This window comes from Streptomyces sp. NPDC002785 (genome assembly GCF_040295565.1).
Classification (GTDB): Bacteria; Actinomycetota; Actinomycetes; order Streptomycetales; family Streptomycetaceae; genus Streptomyces.
The window spans coordinates 13,582-32,305 of sequence record NZ_JBEOVN010000049.1; the positions used below are offsets into that span (position 1 = coordinate 13,582).

Consider the following 18,724-nt stretch of genomic DNA (forward strand, 5'->3'; position numbering starts at 1 on the left):
TGGGGAACCCCCCGGAGAAACAGCCGCACCACACCACCACCGGGAGTGCCAGTGGCACGCGTCGTAGTCGACGTCATGCTCAAGCCCGAGATCCTCGACCCGCAGGGACAGGCGGTGCAGCGCGCACTGCCCCGTCTCGGCTTCGAGGGAATCGCGGGCGTACGTCAGGGAAAGCGTTTCGAGCTCGAGGTCGAGGGGCCGGTCGACGACGCCGCCCTCAGCCGTATTCATGAGATGGCCGAGACTTTCCTCGCCAACACCGTCATCGAGGACTTCACCGTGACGGTGGAGAAGGCCGAGGAGCCGAAGTGACTTCCCGTATCGGAGTCGTCACCTTTCCCGGCACGCTCGACGACAAGGACAGCCTGAGGGCCGTGCGGGTCGCGGGCGCCGAACCCGTATCGCTGTGGCACCGCGACAAGGACCTGCACCAGGTCGACGCGGTCATCCTGGCGGGCGGCTTCTCCTACGGCGACTACCTGCGGGCCGGAGCCATCTCCCGCTTCTCGCCGGTCATGGAGACGATCATTGAGAACGCGCGGGCCGGGATGCCGGTCCTCGGTATCTGCAACGGCTTCCAGATTCTGACCGAGGCACATCTGCTGCCCGGCGCGATGCTGCAGAACAACCACCTGCACTTCATCTGCCGCGACCAGAAGCTGCGCGTCGAGAACGCGGAGACGGCCTGGACCTCGGACTACTCCGCGGGTCAGGAGATCTCCGTACCGCTCAAGAACATGGACGGGCGATACGTCGCCGACGAGCGCGTGCTCGACGAGCTGGAGGCGGAGGGCCGGGTGGCCTTCCGCTACCTGGACATGAACCCCAACGGCTCGCTGCGCGACATCGCCGGCATCACCAACGCCGCGGGCAATGTCGTCGGTCTGATGCCGCACCCGGAGCACGCCGTCGAGCCGCTGATCGGAACCGGTCGTACCGACGGCCTCGGTTTCTTCACCTCGATCATCAAGAAGCTGGTCAACGCATGAGCCTGGATACGGTCAAGCACGCGGCCGAGACCCCGGACGTCGAGCAGCCCTGGAAGGAGCTCGGCCTCAAGGAGGACGAGTACGCCCGGATCCGCGAGATCCTGGGCCGCCGTCCCACCGGCGCCGAGCTCGCCATGTACTCCGTGATGTGGTCCGAGCACTGCTCGTACAAGAGCAGCAAGGTCCACCTCAAGCAGTTCGGCGAGAAGGTCCCCGTCAACGACGCGATGCTCGTCGGCATCGGTGAGAACGCCGGTGTGGTCGACGTCGGTCAGGGTTACGCGGTCACCTTCAAGGTCGAGTCGCACAACCACCCCTCGTACATCGAGCCCTACCAGGGCGCGGCGACCGGCGTCGGCGGCATCGTCCGCGACATCCTCGCCATGGGTGCCCGCCCGGTCGCGGTCGTCGACCCGCTGCGCTTCGGTGCGGCCGACCACCCCGACACCAAGCGCGTCCTGCCGGGCGTCGTCGCCGGTATCGGTGGCTACGGCAACTGCCTGGGTCTGCCGAACATCGGCGGCGAGGTCGTCTTCGACGCCTGCTACCAGGGCAACCCGCTGGTCAACGCCGGCTGCATCGGCGTGATGAAGCACGAGGACATCCACCTGGCCAAGGCCTCCGGCCCCGGCAACAAGGTGATCCTGTACGGCGCCCGTACCGGCGGCGACGGCATCGGCGGTGTCTCGGTGCTGGCCTCGGAGACCTTCGATTCGACCGGCCCGGCGAAGCGCCCGGCCGTCCAGGTCGGCGACCCGTTCCAGGAGAAGCTCCTCATCGAGTGCACCCTGGAGATCTTCGGCGAGAAGCTCGTCGCGGGCATCCAGGACCTCGGCGGCGCCGGTCTCTCCTGCGCCACCTCCGAGCTGGCCTCGGCCGGTTCCGGCGGTATGCGCGTCGAGCTGGACACGGTTCCGCTGCGCGACTCCTCCCTCTCGCCCGAGGAAATCCTCATGAGCGAGTCGCAGGAGCGCATGTGCGCGATCGTCGAGCCGCAGCACGTCGAGCGCTTCCTGGAGATCTGCGAGAAGTGGGACGTCATCGCCACCGTCATCGGTGAGGTGACCGAGGGATCGCAGCTGGAGATCTTCTGGCACGGCGAGCAGATCGTCGACGTGCCGCCGCGGTCCGTCGCCCACGAGGGCCCGACGTACCACCGCCCGTTCGCCCGCCCGTCCTGGCAGGACGCGTTGCAGGCCGACGACGCGGGCAGGCTGGCCCGTCCGGCGAACGGTGCCGAGCTGCGCGAGCAGGTCCTCAAGCTGGTCGCTTCGCCGAACCAGGCGTCGAAGTCCTGGATCACGGACCAGTACGACCGGTTCGTTCAGGGCAACACCGTGCTCGCGATGCCCGAGGACGCCGGCATGGTCCGGATCGACGAGAAGTCGAACCTGGGCGTGGCCATGGCGACCGACGGCAACGGCCGGTACGCGAAGCTCGACCCGTACACGGGTGCGCAGCTCGCGCTGGCGGAGTCGTACCGCAATGTCGCCGCCTCCGGCGCCAAGCCGCTCGCGATCTCGGACTGCCTGAACTTCGGTTCGCCCGAGGACCCGGATGTCATGTGGCAGTTCGCCGAGGCCACCCGTGGTCTCGCGGACGGCTGCCTGGAACTGGGCACCCCGGTCACCGGCGGCAATGTGTCGCTGTACAACCAGACCGGCGAGACGGCGATCCACCCGACGCCGGTCGTGGCCGTGCTCGGTGTGATCGACGATGTCACCCGGCGTACGCCGGTCGCCTTCGCGGAAGAGGGCCAGCTCCTCTACCTGCTGGGCGACACGCGTGAGGAGTTCGGCGGCTCGGCCTGGTCCGAGGTCATCCACAACCACCTGGGCGGCATGCCGCCCAAGGTCGACCTGGGCCGCGAGAAGCTGCTCGGCGAGATCCTGATCTCGGCCTCCCGCGACGGCATGATCGACGCGGCGCACGACCTCTCCGACGGCGGTCTGATCCAGGCGGTCACCGAGTCCTGCCTCCGCGGCGGGAAGGGTGCCCGGCTGGTCGTACCGGACGGTCTGGACGCGTTCACCTTCCTCTTCTCCGAGTCGGCGGGGCGCGCGGTCGTCTCCGTTCCGCGCAGCGAGGAGCTCCGCTTCAACGACATGTGCGGGGCGCGGGGTCTGCCTGCCACCCGTATCGGTGTCGTGGACGGCGAGGAGATCGAGATCCAGGGTGAGTTCGGCATTCCGCTGAGCGAGCTGCGGACGGCACACGAGGAGACCATTCCGGGTCTGCTCGCCTGACGCCTGATCCTGTTCGTGGACGGCCCCGCCCGGTTCATGGGCGGGGCCGTCCTCGGTCCGTCGTGTTCGGCGGATTCCGGAGTTCTGGGAATTCCGCCGAGCCGTATGCATATTTCCGGCTGATGGACTTTCGGGGTGCGGATGTGAACGGCCCGCGGAATTCCGTCCAGCCGGTGGGCCGGCGGTGTTCCGGTGGGTGGGCAGGCATTCGCCTCCGGCGGTACGGGCAGGGCTCGGACCGAGGCCGTCACCGGCGCGGGCGGCGCCGTGCTGCTGTGGCCGCACCATCCCGCCCACTAAAATGTACCGGGTAAAGATTTAATCCGAGATTAATTTTCATCCTGGTACAATGATGTCATGACTGAAAGGATGAGCCTGCGCGAGCGCAAGAAGCTCCAGACGCGACACCGTCTGCTGACCGCGGCCACCGAGCTCTTCGCCGAGCGCGGCTTCGACAAGGTCTCGGTCGCCGAGATCGCCGAGGCGGCCGAGGTATCGAAGATGACCGTCTTCAACTACTTCGCCGGCAAGGAGGACTTGGTCCTCGCTCCCATGGAGGAGCACATCGGCGATGTCGCGCGGGTGGTACGGGACCGGGCCCCCGGCGAGTCGGCGGTGGCAGCCGTGCGTCGTCAGTTCCTGGCAGCCATCGAGGCCCGTGACCCTTCCGCCGGGCTGAGCGATGCCCCCGTGGTGCTCGGGCTGTGCCGGCTGATCCAGGAGACCCCGGCGCTGCTCATCCGGGCCCAAGCGTTCTCCATGCGCTCCTTCGACCTGCTCGCCGAAGTCCTGGTCGAGGAGGGGGAGGAGCCGTCCATCGCCCGGATCGCGGCCGCCCAGCTGATCAGCACCCGCAACGTCCTCATCGCCGCGAATCAAATGCGGCTGCTGGCGGGGGAGCCGGCGGACGCGGTCGCGCCGGATGCCGTCGCGCTCGCCGAGCGTGGTTTCGGCCTGCTCGACAAGGGACTGGGCGGCTTCGCGACCAGGTCCTGAGGCTGCCGGCCCGACAGGGCTCAGGGCCGGTCCGGCCCTGAGCCGCCGGACACCCCTTGGACCGACCGGCACATGGGAGGCGGCGTCGCGGTGCCGGTCACGCACATCTGTGGCGTTGTCGTCAGTCAACAACGCTCCGCGTTGCCTCGACCCTCCGCCTTGCAACTGCACGCACCCAGCCCCCCGCTCCTTCTCCCACCCCCATCTGCCGCTCGGTCCTAGACTCCTGGACCATGCCGCCGTCCCAGAAACGAGCACGCCGCTACGACCCGGTCAGGACCCGCACCGCGGTCCTGGCGCAGTTCGCCCATGTCCGGGAAGCCGTCCGCACGCTGACGCCCGAACAGCTCGCGCTGCCGACCCGGCTCGGGGACTGGACCGTGCGCGAACTGGCCGTCCATCTGACCATGGCGCTCTCGCACGTCACACGGACTCTGGAGCTGCCCGCACCCGCCTCGCCCAAGCCCGATCTGACGCTCCTCGAATGGCCGTTCTCGACCGCGGGCCGGGCCGCCCGCATCGCCGACGACACGAAGGCGCTCACCGCCGACCGTCCGGACCTGGATGCGCTGTACGGGGAGGTGGCCGGGCGGTTCGAGGAGCTGGTGCCCGAGGCCCCCGGGGAGCGGCTGCTGGCGACCCGGGCCGGCGCGATGCGGCTGGCCGACTTCCTGGTCACACGTACCGTCGAACTCGTCGTGCACACCGACGATCTGAACGAGGCGGCCGGCCTCGGTATCCCGTACGACCGGCAGGCGCTCGCCGCCTGCACCCGGCTGCTCGCCGACGCCCTGGCGGAGAAGGCGCCGGGCGGCTCGGTCGAGGTGCGCGTCCCGCCGTTCGCCGTCGTCCAGTGCGTCCAGGGCCCCAAGCACACCCGCGGTACGCCGCCCAATGTCGTCGAGACCGATCCGCTCACCTGGATCCGTCTCGCCACCGGGCGTACGGAGTGGGCCCGGGCGCTCGACGCGGCGAAGGTCGGCGCCAGCGGTGAGCGGGCCGATCTCGCCGCGCTGCTGCCCCTGATGAAGTGAGGCGGAACCGGACGACTGCCCGGACCGTCCCAGGGCCATGCGGATACAACGTACGGCCGCCGGAGTCCTGGCCCTCCTCGCCCTTTCCGCCTGCGGTACGGAGACTGGCGCCGGGGCCGGTTCGGGGTCCGGTTCCGGCAGTGGCGCCGTGCGGACCGATCTGCCCGTCACCGGTGTCCGCTGGGATGTCGGCTCGGTAACGGCCGACGGGAAGCGGACCGCCGCCCCTTCCGGCGCCCATGTAGAGATCGACTCCAAGGGCCGGGGCACCGGGAACTACGGCTGCAACCACTTCACCGCCGATGTCCGCATCGACGGCGGGACGATCAACGTCGGGCAGGGCACGAGCACCTCAATGGCCTGCGAGAAGGACGTCCAGCGGTTCGAGGCGGCGTTGTCCCGCACGTTCAGCGGCGAACTCACCATGGCTGTGGCGGAGAGGACCCTCACCCTGACCGCGGAGAACGGCGACTCCATCGCCCTCAGGGCGCAGCCGCCGGTCCCGCTCACCGGCACCACCTGGACGGTCACCACCCTGGTCTCCGGCACGGTCGCCTCCTCGTTGCCCGCGGGTGCGCAGGAGAAAGCGCGGATCGTCTTCGGCAAGGACGGCTCCGTACAGGGCACCCTCGGCTGCAATTCGTTCCGCGGCACCGCGAAGGTCTCCGGTTCCACCATCACGTTCGGCCGGATCGACGGCACCAAGATGATGTGCCCGGCCCCCCGGATGAAGCTGGAGCGCGAACTGCTCGCGGTCCTGGACGGCCGGACGACGTACCGGATCGATCAACGCACCCTGTCCCTCACCGCGGCGAACGGCAAGGGACTCGGCGCATCCGCCACCGAGGCAACGGGCTGACTCAGGAACGCGTCGGGTACGGCAGCAGGTCGGCGTCCGGCCGGCCCAGTCAGCCCGCAGCTCGGCCAGCAGCTCCGGCTCCACGGCGGCGCAGCCGGGCAGAACTGTCGGACGTCGGACGCGAGCCTGACCGAGTGGTCACCGAGAGGCTGCATGGAGCAGGGGCCTGCCAATCGGGCATGTCTCGTACAGCGGACTCCCCGGCCCGGCGCGTGCAACCCACCGCGGACTTCCCGGCGCCGCCTCGCGCGAGGCCCCGAGAAGCCGCATACCGGGCTCTCGGGTGTGAGGCTCGCCACGAAACGGACGTTCGGCAGGACTCCGCGCCTGAGCGCCGATCGGCTCACCGAGCGCCACCATCCGACCCGGCTGATCCCCGTGCCCCGAGTGGCCGGAACCAGTCGGTAACCGGCCGCTGGTCGGGGCGGATGCCGCCCTGCGGCCGTTCCGCGCCCCGTCCCGCACCTCACCGCACCCCGGAAGCGATCACTCCGAGTGATCGCCAGAGCCGACCCCCGAGCCGCCTTTGGGGGCGCTTCCCCGGTGCTCCAGCCCGGTATCCCGAATTCGGACCAGTGGTCGATCTCGCCTACACTCGGTGGCGTGCCCCGTGGTGATGGACGACTCAACCACGACCTGCTCCCCGGAGAGAAAGGCCCCCAGGACGCTTGTGGCGTCTTCGGTGTCTGGGCTCCGGGTGAAGAGGTCGCCAAGCTCGCCTATTTCGGACTGTATGCCCTGCAGCACCGTGGACAGGAGTCCGCGGGTATCGCAGTGAGCAACGGGTCCCAGATCCTGGTCTTCAAGGACATGGGACTGGTCTCGCAGGTCTTCGACGAAACGTCTCTGGGATCTCTCCAGGGCCATATCGCGGTCGGCCATGCCCGCTACTCCACCACCGGCGCCTCGGTGTGGGAGAACGCGCAGCCGACGTTCCGTGCGACCGCGCACGGCTCGATCGCCCTGGGTCACAACGGCAACCTGGTCAATACGGCCCAGCTCGCCGAGATGGTCGCCGCCCTTCCCCGCAAGGACGGCCGCGCCACCCAGGTCGCCGCGACGAACGACACCGATCTGGTGACCGCGCTGCTCGCAGGCCAGACCGATGAGGACGGCAAGCCGCTCACCATCGAGGAGGCCGCCGCGAAGGTGCTCCCCGATGTGAAGGGCGCCTTCTCCCTCGTCTTCATGGACGAGCACACCCTTTACGCCGCCCGCGACCCGCAGGGCATCCGCCCGCTGGTTCTCGGCCGTCTCGAGCGCGGCTGGGTGGTGGCCTCCGAGTCCGCCGCCCTCGACATCTGCGGTGCCAGCTTCGTCCGTGAGATCGAGCCGGGCGAGCTCGTCGCCATCGACGAGAACGGCCTGCGATCCTCGCGCTTCGCGGAAGCGAAGCCCAAGGGCTGCATCTTCGAGTACGTCTATCTGGCCCGCCCCGACACCGACATCGCCGGGCGCAACGTCTACCTCTCCCGCGTGGAGATGGGCCGCAAGCTGGCCGCCGAGGCCCCCGTCGAGGCCGATCTGGTCATAGCGACTCCGGAGTCCGGCACCCCCGCCGCCATCGGTTACGCGGAGGCCAGCGGCATCCCGTTCGGCGCCGGACTGGTGAAGAACGCCTATGTCGGCCGGACCTTCATCCAGCCGTCCCAGACCATTCGCCAGCTGGGTATCCGCCTCAAGCTGAACCCGCTCAAGGAAGTCATCAAGGGCAAGCGCCTGGTGGTCGTCGACGACTCGATCGTCCGCGGCAACACCCAGCGCGCACTGGTCCGGATGCTCCGCGAGGCCGGCGCCGCCGAGATCCACATCCGGATCTCGTCCCCGCCGGTGAAGTGGCCCTGCTTCTTCGGCATCGACTTCGCGACCCGCGCCGAGCTGATCGCCAACGGCATGACGGTCGACGAGATCTGTACGTCGATGGGTGCCGACTCGCTCGCGTACATCTCGCTCGACGCGATGGTCGAAGCGACGACGATCGCCAAGCCGAATCTGTGCCGCGCCTGCTTCGACGGTGAGTACCCGATGGAGCTGCCGGACCCGGAGCTGCTCGGCAAGCAGCTGCTGGAGACCGAGCTGGCGGCAGGTCCTGCGGCAACCGCCGCGTCCGACGCCCTGCGTCGTCCGTGACGGCCCAGCCGTACACCCCTGGCCACCAGCCCCGTATTTCCACACGAAAGATCCCAGGCAATGTCTGAGACAACAGGTGCTTCCTACGCGGCAGCGGGCGTCGACATCGAGGCCGGCGACCGTGCCGTCGAGCTGATGAAGGAGTGGGTGAAGAAGACGCAGCGCCCCGAGGTCGCGGGCCTCGGCGGCCTCGGCGGTTTCGCCGGACTCTTCGACGCCTCGGCCCTCAAGCGTTATGAGCGTCCGCTGCTCGCCTCCGCCACCGACGGCGTCGGCACGAAGGTCGATCTCGCCCGCAAGATGGGCGTGTACGACACCATCGGCCACGACCTCGTCGGCATGGTCGTCGACGACCTGGTCGTCTGCGGTGCCGAGCCGCTCTTCATGACCGACTACATCTGCGTCGGCAAGGTGCACCCCGAGCGTGTCGCGTCCATCGTGAAGGGCATCGCCGAAGGCTGCGTCCTCGCCGGCTGCGCCCTGGTCGGCGGCGAGACCGCCGAGCACCCGGGTCTTCTCGGTCCGGACGACTTCGATGTCGCGGGCGCCGGTACGGGCGTTGTCGAGGCCGACCATCTGCTCGGCCCGGAACGTATCCGTAAGGGTGACGTCGTGATCGCCATGGCGGCGTCCGGTCTTCACTCCAACGGGTACTCGCTCGTCCGTCACGTGTTCTTCGACCGGGCCGGCTGGGCGCTGGACCGCGAGGTCGAGGAGTTCGGCCGGACGCTCGGCGAGGAGCTCCTGGAGCCCACCAAGATCTACTCGCTGGACTGCCTGGCCCTCACCCGTACGGCCGAAGTGCACGGCTTCAGCCACGTCACCGGCGGCGGCCTCGCCAACAACCTGGCCCGGGTCATCCCGGACGGACTGCACGCCAGGGTCGACCGCTCCACCTGGACGCCCGGTGCGGTCTTCGACCTGGTCGGCAAGGCGGGTCAGGTTGAGCAGCTGGAGCTGGAGAAGACGCTGAACATGGGCGTCGGCATGATCGCGATCGTCCCGGCCCAGTCCGTGGACGTCGCCCTGACGACGCTGGCCGACCGCGGGGCCGAGTCCTGGGTCGCGGGCGAGATCACCGAGCGCGGGTCGCACACCTCGGGTGCGGAGCTGGTGGGCGGCTACGCGCGATAGTGCGGAGCGGATGGGTGACCGGGGCCGCGCCCGGTCACCGCTCCGTCGTCGGACGCCGGACGGGCTCGATGCGCCGAAGGATGCCCTCGATCGCCGGGCGGGCCGGTTTCTGCCGCTCGGCGTGGAGATCGAGCCCATCGTCGCCGTCCGCAGACGGGGACCGAAGCCCGCCCGAGCGGCCGGATCGGATCGGGGTAGCACAGAACCCGGTCCGGGACAGGCCCGGACCGGGTTGATGTGTCAGCGCGAGGTCAAGCGCCGCGGCGCTGTGACGACGGACCGGACTGATCGTCCTCGTCCTCGTCCTCGTCGTCGTTATACAGATCCGCGTACTGTGCGTACGGGTCATCTTCCTTGTCGTCGTCCTCGAACGGCTCTGCGTTCGGTGGTTGACTCGAAGGCGATGCGCCCAGCTCATTGGCCAGACGCGACAGGTCAGTCCCGCCGCTGCTGTACTTCAGCTGGCGGGCGACCTTGGTCTGCTTGGCCTTTGCCCGGCCGCGCCCCATGGCTCGACCCCCTCGGTGACGGGGCTCGACGGCCCCAGAGTCTTGACACGCGTTCATGTTTCAGGACGGACTCTCGGCAGAGAGACCGTGCCCGTAGGGCTTTAACGGTACCTGCTTCCGCGGCCATACGGTACGCCGCCCGCATCACGTGCCCCGGAAGAGGACCGGCGAGAAGCCCCGTCCTCGCTGGTCAACTGCGATTTTAACCTCTTCTTGGCATGCGACCCGCCGACCGGCGTGAGACTTGTCTCGCTGGTCGGCGGGTCGCATGCCAAGAAGAGGGCGGCAGGCGAAGAAGAAGCGGGGACGCCGGGCGACGCCCCCGCTACTGTCAGCTACGGCGTGCTTCGGCCATTCGCTGTTCGGCGATCCGGTCGGCCGCGGCAGCCGGCGGAATGCCATCATCCTTCGCACGTGCGAATATGGCGAGCGTGGTGTCGAAGATCTTCGATGCCTTGGCCTTGCACCGGTCGAAGTCGAACCCGTTCAGTTCGTCGGCGACCTGGATGACACCGCCCGCGTTCACCACGTAGTCGGGTGCGTACAGGATCGACCGGTCCGCGAGGTCCTTCTCGACGCCGGGGTGTGCGAGCTGGTTGTTGGCCGCGCCGCACACCACCTTGGCGGTGAGTACCGGAACGGTGTCGTCGTTCAGCGCGCCGCCGAGCGCGCACGGGGCGTAGATGTCGAGGCCCTCGGTACGGATCAGCGCCGCGGTGTCCGCGGCGACGGCCACCGCGGGGTGCTGATCGGTGATGCGGCGGACGGACTCCTCCCGCACATCCGTGATCACGACCTCCGCGCCGTCCGACAGCAGGTGCTCGACCAGGTGGTGGCCGACCTTGCCGACTCCGGCGACCCCCACTTTTCGGCCACGTAGGGTCGGGTCGCCCCAGAGGTGCTGGGCGGAGGCCCGCATGCCCTGGAAGACACCGAATGCGGTGAGGACCGAGGAGTCGCCGGCGCCACCGTTCTCCGGGGAACGGCCGGTGGTCCAGCGGCACTCGCGAGCGACGACGTCCATGTCGGCGACATAGGTGCCGACGTCGCAGGCCGTCACGTAGCGGCCGCCGAGCGAGGCCACGAACCGGCCGTAGGCCAGCAGCAGTTCTTCGGACTTGATCTGCTCGGGATCCCCGATGATGACGGCCTTGCCGCCACCGTGGTCGAGACCGGCCATGGCGTTCTTGTACGACATACCGCGCGAGAGGTTCAGCGCATCAGCGACGGCCTCCTCCTCGGAGGCGTACGGGTAGAAGCGGGTGCCGCCGAGGGCTGGGCCCAGAGCGGTGGAGTGGATGGCGATGACGGCCTTGAGGCCGCTGGCACGGTCCTGGCAGAGCACGACTTGCTCGTGGCCACCCTGATCCGAGTGGAACAGGGTGTGCAGTACATCGACAGGCGCGCCGGTCACATCGGTCACTGTGGTGACTCCCAAGTACGAAGCGGCGGAGACCCTCCTGAAGGTGGGGAGGGCCCCGGATCGGCCGGCCCGGCCGGTCCGACTTGGCAAGAGCGTAAGTCCTACGCGCACGTAGATCTCTGCCAGTGCTGAGGATCACCCCCCGGCGGAGTACGGGCATGACACGATTTGCTGCATGTCGGTGGTGTCTTCAGTGCTCGTCCCCTACGCGTCCTACCTCCGGGTGTACGAGCCGCTGGCCGCCTTCCCGGAGCCCGAACGCGGCCACTGGGCCCGTTACGCAGGGCGATCCCGTATGCCCACGGCCCAGGACGAACTGCGCCGTTCGCTAGCCGACTTGGTGGCCACACCGCCGGTCGGCGTGCCGGCGCACGAGAGTGGGGACGCGTTCGTCGCCGAGATGGACGGTGTGGTGTGCGTCTGTCCGTGGCGGACCAGGCTGCGCGGCTGGCTGGCGCTGGACGAGCTGATGGAGATGTTCCCCGGACCGGTGCTCGACGCGGTGCTGCCGCCGGTGGTGCGCGGGCAGGTCGTCGCGGACCACGAGCGGTGGGCGGAGCGCAATCCGGACGCCAGGCCCTGGATCCTCACCTCGGTGTGGCAGGTCCCGGTGCGCTGGTTCGTGCTCTTCTCCGACGAGGAGCGGGAGTACGCGGAGGCGGGCGAGGACGGCGAGCCGCCCGTGCTGCGCTACCGGACGCCGATGGTCCAGGCCCGGCGCCGGCTGGCCCGGGCGCTGAGGACGCTGCGGGAGGCCGTGGACGAAGGGCCGCTGACCGAGGGGCTGGTGGATGTGGGGCGCTGGCTGGAGGAGTTCCATCCGCGCGCACTGGTCGAGCTGGACTACGCAGGTCTGGTGCACGCACTGCCGGCGGAGCAGCTCGCCGGGGACCGCTCGGCCGCCGATGTGGCCGAGGGCATCGCGGCGCTGCAGGCCGGCGACGCCGAAGGGGCGAGTGAGGCATACGGGCGGCTGGCGGAGCGCTGGCGGGCGGTAAGGAATCGTCAATTCGCGAACTGACGGGACCTCATCCCAGTCTGAACCTGTGACGCGTCCGGCACGTGAGGATGAAGTGGCGGAAGCATGCCTCAGCGATCTTAGGACCTACGTCCCGAACCGGGCCTTTGCCTCAAGCGTGATGGATAGCACTAACTGGGCCCTTGCGTCCTTCCCTACTCCTCGTGCCAAAATAGGACAAGGAGTCTGGGGAGGGCTCCATCCGTCCAATTAAGGGCGGATTGCTCAGCATTGCACGCTATGGGGGGTCTGATGGCTCCTGATCACTCTGTGACTGATCGTCACGGTGGTGTGACTGTCCGCTATGGCATGGTCCATCGGCTTCCGTCGCTGATGAACACCTGGGAGGGCAATTCCATCGGTTTGGCCGACGCGGCTGGACGGATGGTGTAGTTGTAGTGCCGAGGACAAGCCGTTCGTCCTATAACCGACTCGGCCCGCGTCCGCCATTTCGGGCAACGCGGGTCAAGGTGCAGAATTTAGAGGAAAGAACCGAGATGGTTCGGTTCTCCCGAGGAGGCCGCTCATGACCGCTCGCACCCCTGATGCCGAGCCGCTGCTGACCCCGGCTGAGGTTGCCACGATGTTCCGCGTGGACCCGAAGACGGTTACCCGCTGGGCCAAGGCGGGCAAGCTCACGTCCATCCGTACGCTCGGTGGACATCGCCGGTACCGCGAGGCAGAGGTCCGCGCACTGCTTGCGGGTATTCCGCAGCAGCGCAGCGAGGCCTGACACACCCCTGTCGCCGCGCCACAACCGGGCTTCCCGGGTCCCCCAACCCGTGCAGGCTCACCCATAGCTCCAAATGACGGGCGCCCGCCCCAACGGGCGCCATACCTGTGCAATACGGGTGCGTCGTTCGATCGCGCTGGACTCCGCCGGGTCCAGCGCGATCTTTTTTGTGCTCTCACGGCCCCGGAGGCCTTTCCTGCACGCTGCCCCGGGCGAGCCTTCCCTGCGCGCTGCCCCGGGCGGCTCGGGGGTCGTAGGAAACCGGGCGTCCGGTTGGCTCCGGCCGGGGTGCCGTGCGGGCTTGCACGGGTCTGTGCGGGACTGTTCCCGGCCGCCCCGGGGAAGCCGGGCCGGGGCGGTTCGGAAGGCCCCGTGGTGCTCCCGTCCGAGTGGTGCAATTGCACATATTAAATTCGCCAGTTGTAGGAAGGGTGTAAGGTCACTCCTCCTCAAAACTCTTTCGGTGACTCCCGTCACACTGCATGAGTCTTGCCAGGTACGAGCCTGCCACGTTCAAGAAGCGGAATACCTCGCCATTGGTCACCCGGTCGAAGGGCTTTCGTCCTGCGCCTCCCGGCCTTCCTGGGCGCCGCTCCGGCGCCCCGTGCGCGGGACTGGCGGCTCGGGCGGGGAAGTGGCCCGAAAGGCCGTCACGGGCTCCATGGCGAGCCGCAGGAGCTGATGGCAGATCGGGCAGTGGCGAGTGAGGTGGCGATAGCCGGAAGCGGTGGCCCGATGGGCGCGCAGGAGCGCGCGGGTCTCGTACTCGGTGGACACCGCCATACGCGCCGCCTCTCGGTGCACCGCCGCCCCGTGCCGGGAACAGGGGCAGCCCCTGGTGTCTGAGTACTCGTCGGCAGCTGCCGGAGTCAAGACGCGCGAAAGCCCGGATCCAGAAGGATCCGGGCTTTCGTTACTGCGGTCCTGACGGGATTTGAACCCGCGGCCTCCACCTTGACAGGGTGGCGAGCACTCCAAACTGCTCCACAGGACCAGGTTTTCGCTGCTGCCTTGCGGCTGGCTACGAAGACAGACTGTACAGCAGGTCAGCAGGTCCGGTCGACCTCACCGAAGGTGGTGGTTCCGTTACGGCTCCGACCGGGGCCCTCTCACGGGGCCACCGCGTCGATCGCCTTCACGATCCGCTTGTCGGAGACGGGGTAGGCCGTCCCCAGAGCGTGCGCGAAATAGCTGACCCGGAGCTCCTCGATCATCCAGCGGATGTCCAGGACCTCCTGCGGAACGGGCCTGCCCTGCGGCATCTGTTCGAGCAGCCAGGCGTACTCGTCCTGCATCTCGTGGACCTTCCCCATGCGCGTGGTGTCCCGCTGGACGGCCGTCGGCATCTGCTGGAGCCGACGGTCCACGGCGACCAGATAGCGCATCAGGTCGGGTAGCCGGCGCAGCCCGGTCGCTGTGACGAAGCCCGGCGGCACGAGGGCCGCGAGCTGGTCCCGTGCATCTGTGACGTTGTTGACCAGGACGAGGCTGTTGGTGGCCTTCAGACGCCGCTCGCAGGCCTGCCAGGCGGCCAGCACCTGCTGCACCTGCTTGACCGCGTGCTCGGTCAGCGCCACGAGGTCGGCGCGCACCTTGTCGTACAGCTTGCGGAACGACTCCTCGTCCCAGGCCGGGCCGCCGTGCGCACCGATCAGCCGGTCGGCGGCCGCCGTCGCGCAGTCCTCGAAGAGCGCCTGGATGGAGCCGTGCGGATTGCGGGACAGGGCCAGCTTCTGCTGGTTCGTCAGCTTGTCCGAGGCGAACTTGGCCGGGTTCACCGGGATGTTCAGCAGGATCAGCTTCCGGGTGCCGCGCCACATCGCCTGCTGCTGCTCGGCCTCGGTGTCGAAGAGCCGTACGGCCACGGTCTCGCTCTGGTCCACGAGCGCCGGGTACGCCTTGACCGGCTGGCCGGCCCGGCGGGTCTCGAAGATCCGGTTCAGCGTGCCGATCGTCCAGTCCGTGAGGCCCGAACGCTCGATGGACTCGCCAGAGGGCCCCGCGGTGGCCGCGGCGGCCTTGGAGAGGGCCTGACGGGCCTTGGGGCGCAGCTGGAGCTTCAGCGCCTCCAGATCCTTGTCCTCGGCCACCTTGCGGCGCCGCTCGTCGACGATCCGGAAAGTGATCTTCAGGTGGTCCGGGATGCGGGTCAGGTCGAAGTCGTCGGCCGTGACCGGGACGCCGACCATCCGCTGGAGCTCCCGGGCCAGCGTGACCGGCAGCGGCTCCTGCTGCGACATCGGGCCGCCGGAGGCGGACGGGACCGCCCGGTCCAGGAACTTGCCCGCGTAGTTCGGCGCGGGGACGTAGTGCCGGCGGATCGGCTTGGGCAGCGAGCGGATCAGCTCGGTGACCACTTCCTCGCGCAGGCCCGGAATCTGCCAGTCGAAGCCCTCGGCGGTGACCTGATTGAGCACCTGGAGCGGGACGTGGACGGTCACACCGTCCGCGTCCGCGCCGGGCTCGAACTGGTACGTCACCCTGAACTTGAGCTTCCCCTGCCGCCAGGAGTCCGGGTAGTCGTCCTTGGTGACGGCCCCGGCCTTCTCGTTGATGAGCATCGAGCGCTCGAAGTCCAGCGCGTCCGGCTCGTCGCGGCGCTTGTGCTTCCACCAGGAGTCGAAGTGCGCGCCGGAGACCACGTGCTCGGGGATGCGCTGGTCGTAGAAGTCGAAGAGCGTCTCGTCGTCCACGAGGATGTCGCGCCGCCGGGCGCGGTGCTCCAGCTCCTCGACCTCACCGAGGAGCTTGCGGTTGTCGTGGAAGAACTGGTGGTGCGTCCGCCAGTCGCCCTCGACCAGGGCGTTGCGGATGAACAGATCGCGGGAGGTCTCGGCGTCGATACGGCCGAAATTGATCTTACGCTGGGCGACGATCGGTACCCCGTACAGCGTGACCCGCTCGTACGCCATCACCGCCGCCTGGTCCTTCTCCCAGTGCGGTTCGCTGTAGGTGCGCTTCAGCAGATGCTGGGCCAGCGGCTCGATCCACTCCGGCTCGACCTTGGCGTTGACCCGCGCCCACAGCCGGGACGTCTCGACCAGCTCGGCCGACATCACGAACCGCGGCTGCTTCTTGAAGAGCGCCGATCCGGGGAAGATCGCGAACTTGGCGCTTCGGGCGCCCAGGTACTCGTTCTTCTCGGTGTCCTTCAGCCCGATGTGCGAGAGCAGCCCGGCCAGCAGCGAGGTGTGCACCGCCTGCTCCGGCGCATCCTCCTCGTTCAGGTGGATGTCCATCTGCTTGGCGACCGTGCGCAGCTGCGCGTAGATGTCCTGCCATTCGCGGATGCGCAGGAAGTTCAGATACTCCTGCTTGCACATCCGGCGGAAGCTCGACGAGCCGCGCTCCTTCTGCTGCTCACGGATGTACCGCCACAGATTCAGGAACGCCAGGAAGTCGGACGTCTCGTCCTTGAAGCGGGCGTGCTGCTGATCGGCCTGCGTCTGCTTCTCCGAGGGCCGCTCGCGCGGGTCCTGGATGGAGAGCGCAGCCGCGATCACCATGACCTCACGGGCACAGCCGTTGCGCTCGGCCTCGATGACCATGCGGGCCAGGCGCGGGTCGACGGGCAGTTGCGAGAGCTTCCGGCCGAGCTGGGTGAGCCGCTTCTTCGGATCTTTTTCGTCCGGGTCGAGCGCACCGAGCTCCTGAAGGAGCTGGATGCCGTCGCGGATGTTGCGGTGGTCCGGCGGGTCGATGAAGGGGAACTTCTCGATGTCGCCGAGGCCGGCCGCGGTCATCTGGAGGATGACGGAGGCCAGGTTCGTACGCAGGATCTCGGGGTCGGTGAACTCCGGACGGGTCAGGAAGTCGTCCTCGGAGTACAGCCGGATGCAGATGCCGTCCGATGTACGGCCGCAGCGGCCCTTGCGCTGGTTGGCGCTGGCCTGCGAGATCCGCTCGATCGGCAGCCGCTGGACCTTGGTGCGGTGGCTGTAGCGGGAGATCCGGGCGTTGCCCGGGTCGATCACGTACTTGATGCCGGGGACGGTCAGCGAGGTCTCGGCGACGTTGGTCGCCAGGACGATTCTGCGGCCCGTATGGCGCTGGAACACGCGGTGCTGCTCGGCGTGCGAGAGGCGTGCGTAGAGGGGGAGCACCTCGGTGTGGCGGAGGTTCTTCTTGTTCAGCGCGTCCGCGGTGTCGCGGATCTCGCGCTCGCCGGAGAGGAAGACCAGGACATCGCCCGGGCCCTCCGACTGGAGCTCGTCGACGGCGTCGCAGATCGCGGTGATCTGGTCGCGGTCGGAGTCCTCGCCCTCTTCCTCCAGGAGGGGGCGGTAACGCACCTCGACCGGGTACGTACGTCCGCTGACCTCGACGACGGGCGCCTGGCCGAAGTGGCGCGCGAACCGCTCGGGGTCGATCGTCGCCGAGGTGATGACGACCTTCAGATCCGGGCGCTTGGGCAGCAGCCTGGCCAGATAGCCGAGCAGGAAGTCGATGTTCAGCGACCGCTCGTGGGCCTCGTCGATGATGATCGTGTCGTACGCGCGCAGCTCGCGGTCCGTCTGGATCTCGGCGAGCAGGATGCCGTCCGTCATCAGCTTGACGAACGTCGCGTCGGGGTTCACCTGGTCGGTGAAGCGGACCTTCCAGCCGACGGTCTCGCCCAGCGGGGTCTTCAGCTCGTCGGCGACGCGCTCGGCGACCGTACGCGCCGCGATCCGGCGCGGCTGGGTGTGCCCGATCATGCCCCGGACACCACGCCCCAGCTCCATACAGATCTTGGGGATCTGCGTGGTCTTGCCGGAACCGGTCTCCCCGGCGACGATCACGACCTGATGGTCGCGTATCGCCTCCAGGATCTCGTCCTTCTTCTGACTGACCGGGAGCTGTTGCGGGTACGACAGTACGGGCATCCGCTCGGCGCGCAGTGCGAGCCGCTCGGCCGCCTTACCGGCCTCGGTGGCGATCTCGTCCAGCACGGACTGCCGGGCCTCGGGCTTACGGATGCGGCGCGCCCCTTCGAGACGACGGCCGAGCCGGTGTGCATCGCGGAGCGAGATCTGTCCGAGCTGGGACTGGAGATCAGCGAAGGAAGTAGACATACGGACCCCAGGATCTCACCCGGGCCCGAAGAACGGCGAACACATTTCGTGCGGTCCGGGTCACCACACATCGGCACTGCTCGGAGGCGCGGGATCACAGCACGTACCATTTCCGGCAGCTGACCACCCGTTGCCCCTGTCCGGAAAGGCCGGTCGCCGTGTCCCGTACGCAGTGGTGCCGCCTGATGGCGGTGCTCGCGGTCGCACTGGGGCTGTTCTGCGGTCCGGCGACGGCTGTCGCGGGTGATGCGGGGCGTACGGCCGCGGCTGCTGCGGCCGGCACGGAACGTACGGTCGCCGCGGCTGCCGAGACCGGCGCCGAAAGGGCGGCCGCCTCGGACAGCCCCACCCTGACCGCCGCGTCGGCCGTGGACCGGCACGAGGCTCCGGGGTGCGGCAAGGGCCGGAAGCACGAGGACGGTGAGCCCGCTCTGCCGGGCCGGGCCCGTGCGGCGTACGACCAGGCGCCCGGCCTCGCCGCGTGGGGCCTGCCCGCCGCCACCGGACAGGGACTCGTCGGCCCGCCCGTACGGATAAAGCTGCGCGGCCCCGCGGCTGTCGCGCCCACTCCGGTCGAGCTCTCCGTACTGAGGGTGTAG

At 68.7% G+C, this 18,724-nt stretch carries 15 protein-coding genes and 1 tRNA gene; 11 read left to right on the top strand and 5 right to left on the bottom strand.

The window, feature by feature from the left end; translation table 11 throughout:
* The first annotated feature begins 51 nt into the window (after positions 1-51).
* The 8 genes from purS to purM all read left to right on the top strand — a co-directional run bounded on the left by purS (position 52) and on the right by purM (position 9,388).
* The gene (purS, locus tag ABTZ94_RS14745) at positions 52-312 is read left to right on the top strand and encodes a phosphoribosylformylglycinamidine synthase subunit PurS (protein ID WP_351201043.1); all 261 of its coding nucleotides are present in this window, start codon (positions 52-54) and stop codon (positions 310-312) included.
* Entirely contained in the window at positions 309-989 is a 681-nt protein-coding gene (purQ, locus tag ABTZ94_RS14750) for a phosphoribosylformylglycinamidine synthase subunit PurQ (RefSeq protein ID WP_351201045.1), read from the top strand. Before purS ends, purQ begins: the two co-directional genes overlap by 4 nt.
* Complete coding sequence (gene purL, locus ABTZ94_RS14755; RefSeq protein WP_351201047.1) at positions 986-3,235, top strand: phosphoribosylformylglycinamidine synthase subunit PurL; 2,250 nt, start codon at positions 986-988, stop codon at positions 3,233-3,235. Before purQ ends, purL begins: the two co-directional genes overlap by 4 nt.
* Positions 3,236-3,592: 357 nt before the next feature.
* Entirely contained in the window at positions 3,593-4,231 is a 639-nt protein-coding gene (locus ABTZ94_RS14760) for a TetR/AcrR family transcriptional regulator (RefSeq protein WP_351201049.1), read from the top strand.
* 233 nt (positions 4,232-4,464) lie between these two features.
* On the top strand, positions 4,465-5,265 hold the full coding sequence (locus ABTZ94_RS14765) for a maleylpyruvate isomerase family mycothiol-dependent enzyme (RefSeq protein ID WP_351201051.1): 801 nt from the start codon (positions 4,465-4,467) through the stop codon (positions 5,263-5,265).
* 37 nt (positions 5,266-5,302) lie between these two features.
* Positions 5,303-6,124: an META domain-containing protein gene (locus ABTZ94_RS14770; protein WP_351201053.1), complete on the top strand. Its 822-nt coding sequence runs from the start codon at positions 5,303-5,305 to the stop codon at positions 6,122-6,124.
* Between the two features lie 603 nt (positions 6,125-6,727).
* Complete coding sequence (purF, locus tag ABTZ94_RS14775) at positions 6,728-8,254, top strand: amidophosphoribosyltransferase (protein WP_351201055.1); 1,527 nt, start codon at positions 6,728-6,730, stop codon at positions 8,252-8,254.
* Between the two features lie 60 nt (positions 8,255-8,314).
* On the top strand, positions 8,315-9,388 hold the full coding sequence (purM, locus tag ABTZ94_RS14780) for a phosphoribosylformylglycinamidine cyclo-ligase (RefSeq protein WP_351201057.1): 1,074 nt from the start codon (positions 8,315-8,317) through the stop codon (positions 9,386-9,388).
* A 251-nt stretch (positions 9,389-9,639) separates the two neighbouring features.
* On the opposite strand, the gene ABTZ94_RS14785 is transcribed toward purM, so the two are convergent.
* Together ABTZ94_RS14785 and ABTZ94_RS14790 are read right to left on the bottom strand one after the other, a co-directional pair.
* Entirely contained in the window at positions 9,640-9,897 is a 258-nt protein-coding gene (locus ABTZ94_RS14785) for a DUF3073 domain-containing protein (RefSeq protein WP_351201059.1), read from the bottom strand.
* 331 nt (positions 9,898-10,228) lie between these two features.
* Positions 10,229-11,320, bottom strand: a complete 1,092-nt coding sequence (locus ABTZ94_RS14790) for a Leu/Phe/Val dehydrogenase (RefSeq protein WP_351201060.1) — start codon at positions 11,318-11,320, stop codon at positions 10,229-10,231.
* Positions 11,321-11,495: 175 nt separating this feature from the next.
* On the opposite strand from ABTZ94_RS14790, the gene ABTZ94_RS14795 reads away from it, so the two are divergent.
* Positions 11,496-12,341 (top strand): DUF8083 family protein, encoded by an 846-nt coding sequence (locus ABTZ94_RS14795; protein ID WP_351201062.1) that lies wholly within the window; start codon positions 11,496-11,498, stop codon positions 12,339-12,341.
* A 523-nt stretch (positions 12,342-12,864) separates the two neighbouring features.
* Positions 12,865-13,071 carry a developmental transcriptional regulator BldC gene (gene bldC / locus ABTZ94_RS14800; protein ID WP_003949541.1) on the top strand — a complete coding sequence of 69 codons (207 nt, stop codon included), beginning with the start codon at positions 12,865-12,867 and terminating at the stop codon, positions 13,069-13,071.
* A gap of 540 nt (positions 13,072-13,611) precedes the next feature.
* Here bldC and ABTZ94_RS14805 read toward each other — a convergent pair.
* The 3 genes from ABTZ94_RS14805 to hrpA all read right to left on the bottom strand — a co-directional run bounded on the left by ABTZ94_RS14805 (position 13,612) and on the right by hrpA (position 18,125).
* Positions 13,612-13,854: a DUF6274 family protein gene (locus ABTZ94_RS14805; protein ID WP_351201064.1), complete on the bottom strand. Its 243-nt coding sequence runs from the start codon at positions 13,852-13,854 to the stop codon at positions 13,612-13,614.
* Positions 13,855-13,990: 136 nt separating this feature from the next.
* A tRNA-Asp gene (locus ABTZ94_RS14810) sits at positions 13,991-14,065 on the bottom strand.
* Between the two features lie 115 nt (positions 14,066-14,180).
* A complete protein-coding gene (gene hrpA, locus ABTZ94_RS14815; protein ID WP_351201066.1) occupies positions 14,181-18,125 on the bottom strand; it encodes an ATP-dependent RNA helicase HrpA in 3,945 nt (1,314 codons plus the stop codon).
* 158 nt (positions 18,126-18,283) lie between these two features.
* Between hrpA and ABTZ94_RS14820 the strand changes: the two genes are divergently transcribed.
* Positions 18,284-18,724 carry a hypothetical protein gene (locus ABTZ94_RS14820; RefSeq protein WP_351201068.1) on the top strand — a complete coding sequence of 147 codons (441 nt, stop codon included), beginning with the start codon at positions 18,284-18,286 and terminating at the stop codon, positions 18,722-18,724.

Bases quoted from the DNA above. Each gene is read 5' to 3' on its own strand.
- purL (WP_351201047.1), top strand. From the start codon at position 986: ATGAGCCTGGATACGGTCAAGCACGCGGCCGAGACCCCGGACGTCGAG.
- ABTZ94_RS14760 (WP_351201049.1), top strand. From the start codon at position 3,593: ATGACTGAAAGGATGAGCCTGCGCGAGCGCAAGAAGCTCCAGACGCGA.
- ABTZ94_RS14765 (WP_351201051.1), top strand. From the start codon at position 4,465: ATGCCGCCGTCCCAGAAACGAGCACGCCGCTACGACCCGGTCAGGACC.
- ABTZ94_RS14770 (WP_351201053.1), top strand. From the start codon at position 5,303: ATGCGGATACAACGTACGGCCGCCGGAGTCCTGGCCCTCCTCGCCCTT.
- purM (WP_351201057.1), top strand. From the start codon at position 8,315: ATGTCTGAGACAACAGGTGCTTCCTACGCGGCAGCGGGCGTCGACATC.
- ABTZ94_RS14785 (WP_351201059.1), bottom strand. From the start codon at position 9,897: ATGGGGCGCGGCCGGGCAAAGGCCAAGCAGACCAAGGTCGCCCGCCAG.
- ABTZ94_RS14795 (WP_351201062.1), top strand. From the start codon at position 11,496: ATGTCGGTGGTGTCTTCAGTGCTCGTCCCCTACGCGTCCTACCTCCGG.
- bldC (WP_003949541.1), top strand. From the start codon at position 12,865: ATGACCGCTCGCACCCCTGATGCCGAGCCGCTGCTGACCCCGGCTGAG.
- ABTZ94_RS14805 (WP_351201064.1), bottom strand. From the start codon at position 13,854: ATGGCGGTGTCCACCGAGTACGAGACCCGCGCGCTCCTGCGCGCCCAT.
- hrpA (WP_351201066.1), bottom strand. From the start codon at position 18,125: ATGTCTACTTCCTTCGCTGATCTCCAGTCCCAGCTCGGACAGATCTCG.